At 42.1% G+C, this 6,717-nt stretch carries 10 protein-coding genes and 1 pseudogene; 9 read left to right on the top strand and 2 right to left on the bottom strand.

Annotated elements, in window-relative coordinates:
• The 9 genes and pseudogenes from ACFIMM_RS02185 to ACFIMM_RS02145 all read left to right on the top strand — a co-directional run.
• Positions 1-671: pseudogene (locus ACFIMM_RS02185) on the top strand (hypothetical protein); the annotation flags it as partial.
• Positions 671-1,663: a transglycosylase SLT domain-containing protein gene (locus ACFIMM_RS02180; protein WP_375682549.1), complete on the top strand. Its 993-nt coding sequence runs from the start codon at positions 671-673 to the stop codon at positions 1,661-1,663. The pseudogene ACFIMM_RS02185 and the gene ACFIMM_RS02180, both read left to right, overlap by 1 nt.
• Complete coding sequence (locus ACFIMM_RS02175; protein WP_375681445.1) at positions 1,656-2,633, top strand: tail fiber protein; 978 nt, start codon at positions 1,656-1,658, stop codon at positions 2,631-2,633. The genes ACFIMM_RS02180 and ACFIMM_RS02175 overlap by 8 nt, the downstream gene beginning before the upstream one ends.
• A gap of 9 nt (positions 2,634-2,642) precedes the next feature.
• Positions 2,643-2,894 carry a hypothetical protein gene (locus ACFIMM_RS02170; protein WP_375610781.1) on the top strand — a complete coding sequence of 84 codons (252 nt, stop codon included), beginning with the start codon at positions 2,643-2,645 and terminating at the stop codon, positions 2,892-2,894.
• A 17-nt stretch (positions 2,895-2,911) separates the two neighbouring features.
• Entirely contained in the window at positions 2,912-4,621 is a 1,710-nt protein-coding gene (locus ACFIMM_RS02165; protein ID WP_375682550.1) for an alanine-zipper protein, read from the top strand.
• A 13-nt stretch (positions 4,622-4,634) separates the two neighbouring features.
• Positions 4,635-5,300 (top strand): lysozyme, encoded by a 666-nt coding sequence (locus ACFIMM_RS02160; protein ID WP_375612619.1) that lies wholly within the window; start codon positions 4,635-4,637, stop codon positions 5,298-5,300.
• Positions 5,297-5,524 carry a hypothetical protein gene (locus tag ACFIMM_RS02155; RefSeq protein ID WP_375612620.1) on the top strand — a complete coding sequence of 76 codons (228 nt, stop codon included), beginning with the start codon at positions 5,297-5,299 and terminating at the stop codon, positions 5,522-5,524. Before ACFIMM_RS02160 ends, ACFIMM_RS02155 begins: the two co-directional genes overlap by 4 nt.
• Entirely contained in the window at positions 5,457-5,663 is a 207-nt protein-coding gene (locus ACFIMM_RS02150) for a hypothetical protein (RefSeq protein WP_375646540.1), read from the top strand. Before ACFIMM_RS02155 ends, ACFIMM_RS02150 begins: the two co-directional genes overlap by 68 nt.
• Entirely contained in the window at positions 5,656-5,874 is a 219-nt protein-coding gene (locus tag ACFIMM_RS02145) for a hypothetical protein (protein WP_375630254.1), read from the top strand. Before ACFIMM_RS02150 ends, ACFIMM_RS02145 begins: the two co-directional genes overlap by 8 nt.
• 61 nt (positions 5,875-5,935) lie before the next feature.
• Here ACFIMM_RS02145 and ACFIMM_RS02140 read toward each other — a convergent pair whose 3' ends face one another.
• Positions 5,936-6,217, bottom strand: coding sequence for a type II toxin-antitoxin system YafQ family toxin (locus ACFIMM_RS02140; protein ID WP_273787998.1), 282 nt, complete (start codon positions 6,215-6,217; stop codon positions 5,936-5,938).
• A 13-nt stretch (positions 6,218-6,230) separates the two neighbouring features.
• Positions 6,231-6,506 (bottom strand): type II toxin-antitoxin system RelB/DinJ family antitoxin, encoded by a 276-nt coding sequence (locus ACFIMM_RS02135; protein WP_375612632.1) that lies wholly within the window; start codon positions 6,504-6,506, stop codon positions 6,231-6,233.
• Between the last annotated feature and the right edge of the window lie 211 nt (positions 6,507-6,717).

The following is a 6,717-nucleotide window of genomic DNA, read 5'->3' as shown; positions in this document are numbered from 1 at the left end:
TTAAAGCACGGAAAATTTATTATGACGAGCGTACTATTGGTGATGCCCTCGAGCAGGGAGAGCAAGCGCTGAAGAAGAGCGTTAATCTCGACACAATCAACAGTCAACTTTCGGATTTTGGGTTGATGGAAAAAGAGGCGTTTCAAAAAGGTATACGGTCGCAAGTAGAAACTGCGGCAGGCAATGCACAGAATTTTGACCACAATCTTTTGAGTTTGTTTGACACAAAAAATGGTCAAGAAAAATTACAGCGTATTTTTGGTGAGGATAAAGCCAAGCAACTTATGAAAGTGTTGCAACCAGAAGTGGAAAGAACAAAGCTTTTTGCACGATTGCCAAACCATATAGGTGAAGTGGAAGAGAGGGGGGCACAACAGACTATGGGTATAGGAAAGATTGCTTTCATCAAGGCAGTTGTAAAAAATTTCTTAGAGAAATTTGGACGCAAATTCTCAAGCGTCCATAAAGATACTGAGAGAGATATTGCAGCGCTTATAACAGCGCGGGAAAAAGGAGATTTTGGGTTAGCAAGAGAAAAAGCCGTTGAATTAATTAAGACGTTTCATGAAGCAGAAAAGAAACGCTTAATAACCAAAGAAGACCACACAAAATTCTTCAATTTTATTGGCATTCTTTTGAATAGCAGTGCTGATAGAACGGTTATAAACTAATGATCAATTTTCATCCCAAAGTGAAGCGTGCCATTTCACAGGCAGCACAAAAATATGGTTTGCCAGAAAGCTTTCTTGAACGTGTTGCTATGATAGAAAGTAATGGTAATCCAAATGCAAAAAATAAGAACAGCAGTGCAGGGGGGCTGTATCAATTTCTCGATTCAACAGCAAAACACTATCAACTCAATAACAAGTTTGATCCCTTTCAAGCAACCGATGCTATGGCACGGTTAACGAAGGATAATACACGTTATTTAGTCACAGCATTAGGCAGAGCGCCGTCAGAAGCAGAGCTTTATCTCGCACACCAACAAGGACCAGCAGGGGCAGTAAAGCTTATCAAAAATCCACATATTCCAGCGAGCCAGCTTTTAGGTCGACAGGCAGTCACACTCAACGGTGGTAACATGGAAGCTACAGCAGGGGATTTTATGAATCATATTTATGGGCTTTATAATAAAACGGGAGATGCTTTGAAGAGAACGATACAGCAAAACCAAAGCAATGGACAAGCAGCACCAAACGAGGTGGGTCCTTTGCGTGGGTTTGAGAGGCTTCAAAAGACACTTCAAGGTAATCAAGTGGGTCAAGGTGATCAAGGGGGCAACCAATTGATGGCATATGACACGCCATTCCCAAACAGAATGATGGCACCTGAAAGCAGAGACAATTTAACAGGACAGATTATGGAAACCACACCATTGCAAGCACAAGGTATTGATGCAGGTGCTCTTAAAAAGGGCTTTTCCGGTTTGCTTCATTTAATGAGAGAGAATGGAGAACGACAAAAACAGCAGGCACAGATGGTACAGCAACAAATGTTACAGCAACCAGTCATGGCGGGTTTCTCACAATCGACTGGGGGACCGACAGATTTAACACCTCTTATTGATCCTTCTAGGCGGCAATCTGTTGGTTCCTATGGGCGGCAAAAAGAAGAGCAATTGCGCGAAGAGCTATTAAGAAGAACGGGGGCTTATCATGTCTGATATTTATGACTGGTCACTCACAGCTGATCAAAATGCGAATTCCGATAGTATCATTAATTGGGCAGAAGGGCAGCCGCCTAGTTCTGTTAATGATAGTGCGCGGGTCATGATGCAGCGTATACGTGAATATCTTGCCGATAATGGTGGTTCTCTTGACTCAAAGTTTATTGTGAATGGAAAGGAACAAACAACATCAATCACGTTGACGACGGTTTCGCCAATAGCAAAATATAAAAACGATATCATTATCCGCTTTAAGGCGCGTGGCATAAATATTGGTACGACAACAATAAACATGAATAATATAGGAGCAAAGCCACTCTATAAAGCCACCAGCACGGGAATAGTATCATTGACAGGTGGTGAGTTACAAACAAATGGTATTTATGAAATAGTCTATAATGATGGCGTATCAACAAAAGGTCTTGATGGCTGGTATCTTTTAAACCCTACCCCCATTCCACCACCGAAGGTCGAAACCTTTCCTTGTGGTTTTATTGCGACCTTTGCTATGCAAGAAGTCCCAAACGGCTGGCTTTTATGTGATGGCGCTACTTATGAACGCAAGGATTATCCGCAATTATTCAAGGCGATAGGGGATAAATGGGGAAAAAACAGCGATACAACCTTTAAAGTTCCAGACTTTAGAGGAGTGTTTTTGCGCGGCTTTGATAATGGGCGCGGTTTAGATCAAAATAGAGACTTCGCAGAGGTGCAAAAAGACAGCATTAAATCTCATACACATGCTTGTACCATTGAAGAGGCAGGTCAACATACGCATAAGCATGATTATTCTATGGTTACAAGAGTTGGTCAAATAGGTGGCAGAAATCCTGCTTTTGGTAATTCATATTATACAAAAGATACACAACCTGCTGGAGTGCACACGCATAAGGTAACTATTTCTTCAACGGGCGAGGCAGAAACACGCCCTGTTAATGTACCGGTTGTTTATGCCATAAAATCGTGAGTTTTTCAAATGATCAATAATCCGTCTGCTATTGATGATATTGCGGACGCGGAGCAAATCCGCGTCCTTTTTTATGCAAGCAATCGAATGGTTCATGCACCCTTAAATAAGGTACTTGATCTTGTCAAAAGCGACATACAGCATGATCTTTTAAGCGCTTTGGCAGAATATAAAGAAGCGACAGATCAACGCATAGAGATCATGCAAAAACTGATTGATGAATTGCAGTCCTCTCTCTCACACAACAAGACAACGAACTGATTAAGGAATGAAACGCGATGCCATTACCCTATCACACACATATATTTAAGCTTGAACCAGCAACAAAAGAAGAAGTCAAAGAAGGTGTTTTAGATAGTAAGGCTCTTGCACCTGTTTCAGTGGGGAGTGCAGCAGCTTATGAGGTAGAATATTTTGCAACCGCTGCTCAAGGAAAAAAGGCTGATGATGCTATTGCAAAGAGAGATATTGGAGCTCTTGCTTACAAAAATAAGGTCACAATTCACGATATTGAAGCAAGTGGTGAAGCGCATGAGAATGCGATTTTATCAGGCGCTGGCTGGGTAAAAATATCGCCTTTAGGGATTGGCGATATGAAGGCTGCTACATATGATCCCGACAATGTGGGGGCAAATGCATTTTCTATGGAAAATATGCACGAGGGTCCTACCAAAAAGATCTTAACCATAGAGGAAAGATCAAAGCTACGATGGTTGAGTTCTACGCAGCCAACGATGGAAAAATGGCGGAGGGGAGATGAAGGTGTTTATTATCCCATATCTCCGGTAGATCTCAAAAATACCATTCGTTATTTTGTAGGCTCAAAGTCTTTTGGTATGTCAAAATCAGTTTATGATCCAGATAAAATAGAAAAAGATGTATTTGATATGGAGAATATGAAGGAAGGGAAAAAGCATCTTATCTTAACTCCTCCAGAACGTGCACAGATTGCAAAAATTGATAAAGTTGAAGATGTTGCACAACAAGGGATTCATGTTGCAAGTGAAGCGAAGAACGTTGCAGATAGTGCATTAAGAACAGCAAATGATGCAAAAGCTTATGCAGTAGATGCAAAAAAAACGGCTGAGACAGCACAAAAAACGGGAGACAGTGCAAAAGCTGAGGCAAATATTGCGCAAACAGCAGCCGATAAAGCGCAAGATACAGCACATAGTGTACAGAAAAAAGTTGATCTCATTCAACCTCTTGCCAAACAAGACTGGATTGATGGCACAAAAACAGTGGATGCACTTATCTCACCAGCCAAACTGATGGCTTCAATCAAAGCAAATAGTAGCAATAGCAGCGGCGCTGGTAGCGGCAACAATGATGGCGGGGTTAGAAAACCTGTTGAAATTCTGATGACAGAAAGCGGAGATATTCCATTGCCTGATGGTATTACTGCTGACACCGATATCGAAGTATGGGCTTGGGGCGGTGGAGGTGGTGGCGTTAAGGATGGCGGCGGCGGCGGCGGTCAATGTGTGCATGTTAAAATGAAAGGTTCTGATTTAGATAAATTAAAAACAGCTTACATTGGTCGTGGTGGTAAAGGTAATGACAGTAACATTTTGTGCAATGGTGGTAGAACAATGATCAAAGGGCTTGTTACAGCAGAAGGAGGATATTCCGTTTCCATGACTCTCGTTAACTTTGGAGGGAAAGGCGGCGATGGAGGAGGAAACAGGGAGGGCAGCAGTGGTGAAAGCTTTATTTTTTCTGGTGGTAATGGTGGAGGGAGTGGAATAGACGGCAAGAGAGCTGGTACTGGTGGAAGTTCTTTTCTTGGCGGCGGCGGCGGCGGTGGCGGTAAATGTAAGGGTTCTATCATGGGGCAGGGTGGTGAGAGTTACAAAGGTGGTAACGGTGGTAGAGGTGGTAAAGAATGTGGCGGCGGCGGCGGTGGATATTTTGATGGGAAACACGGAAGCGACAAAATTGGCGGCGACGGCGGTGATGGAGCAGTACTCATAAAGGTATATTTATAAGGTGAATTGAACAATGGCACGGAAAATAAGTAAAGACTGTTTATACTGTTTAAAAAAGTGGGAAGGTTTGCGCTTGCAGGCTTATCAAGATGCTTCTGGCATATGGACGATTGGTTATGGTCATACGAAAAAAGCCGGTCAACCAACAGTTGTTGAGGGTATGGTGATTACAGAAAAAAAAGCTGAAAACATGCTTTTAGCAGATTTGCGGCAATATGAGAGGGCGGTAGAAAAAGCAGTTTGTGTGAATTTAAGCGACGAGCAGTTCGGCGCTCTTGTTTCCTTTTGTTATAATGTGGGTATTGCAGCTTTCCAAAACTCTACATTGCTTAAAAGGCTTAATCGGGGGGATTATGAAGCGGTACCAACCGAATTGCAGAAATGGACCAAAGCGGGAGGCAAACGTTTACAAGGTCTCGTACACCGGCGTGTAGCAGAGGCAGGGCTATGGGCGAAAGGGGCTTATGTTTCTTCTAATTATCAAACAGTAGAAACGAAACAACCAACAGGGTTTCTCAAAGCAGAAGCATTGGCACCGATTATTGGTTCTTTCTCAGGTCTTGGTGGGTTTTTAGCGGGCAATGGACCAATCCAATGGGCTTTAGCCGCCATTATGGTTTTAGCGGCATGTACTGGCATTTTCTTTGTTGCTAAACGCTTTCAGGAGCACCGCCTATGATCTTATGGATGAAAAGAAACTTGATGGTAACAGGTGCGGCTTTAGCCGCTTTTTTTATTGCCTTAGCAAAAGCTTTTACTCTTGGGAAAAAAGTAGAGCAACAAAAGCAAACAGAAAAAGCTTTAAAAGCAGCCACAACACGGCTTGAGGTGGAAAGTGAAGTTAATCAAAAAAGTGATGCTGATATGCGTGCTGCTCTCTCTCACTGGTTGCGCGACAAATAAATATGCTTCTTCTTGTGTTGGTTGGTTACCTATTTATTTAAGCCGGCAAGATCTGAACGCCATCAGTTCCAATTTAGCAAGAGAGATCTTAAAGCACAATAATCTAGGTGAACGCTTGTGTGGGTGGAAACATGGTTAGAAAAAAATCCAAAAAACACACAGAGCTTACAGAATCAGAAAAAGAAATGCTTCAAGAAATGATCATCACCTATCAAAGCGTGAAAATGATGTCTCGCTTGATGAAGTGGATAGCATTTTTTCTTTTTTTGCTTATCCTCGATTTTGCACGCCTCATGGACGCGCTAGATAATGTCATTGCACATTTAAAGCAGTGGTTTTCAAAGAACTGAACAACTGTCATAAAAGAAAAAATTTCGTAAAATTCTTTATTACTATGAATTGGAGATCCAATTATAAACGCAGTTCAGAATGGGAACCAAGTCGTAAAAGCTCTAGTGTTTTGGCATCTGGCTTTCGATAGATCAAAACTAAATCCGGCTTTATGTGACAATCACGACAATTGCGCCACTGACCTGTTAGTGCATGATCTCTCCAATGCGCCTTTAGCGGTTCATTCTCCGCTAACGCTTTGACCACAAGCAGCAAATCCTCCTCTAGTGCATTAGCATATTTACCTTTGCTTTCACGTTTAAGGTCACGGCGGAATGAACGCGTATAGACAATTTCCCGCATAGCAAGCTTAGGTTTACTTTTCAGATTTACGTGCTTCGGTTCTATCTGAGCGTATCATGGTCCTTAAGCCGTCTAATGATGTACGTTCGACGCGTCCCATTTCGGCATCCTCGATAGCTTGTAATGTTTCCGGATTTGGTTGGAATAGATCAAGTGGTAATGCTCTATCTCTAGCAATGCGGGTCATAAACATGCGCACTGCATCCGATATAGTTAAACCCGTAGACTTAATAACTGCACTTGCAATTTCTTGAACTTCATCAGGTATGCGGGCTTGAATTTTTCCCATTACTAAACCTCCTACTTAATTGTACTACAATGTACTACATTTCAAACCTATGTCAAGAGATTTATCCGTCATGCTATACAACCTTGTGTATTAAGGAGGGTAGGAAGTCAATTTTTAAAAGGAGCTAACCAAAACCTGAGAATTTCTGCTAGAATCACGAGAGAGCTTCTTTTTTAATAGGATTTTTTAGATGCCAACACCATTTGGTAAA

Origin of the sequence: Bartonella sp. AP258QHHD, assembly GCF_042196145.1 — a bacterium.
Classification (GTDB): Bacteria; Pseudomonadota; Alphaproteobacteria; order Rhizobiales; family Rhizobiaceae; genus Bartonella.
The sequence above is the reverse complement of the archived record's forward strand: the minus strand, read 5'-3'. Positions and strand labels throughout refer to the sequence as shown.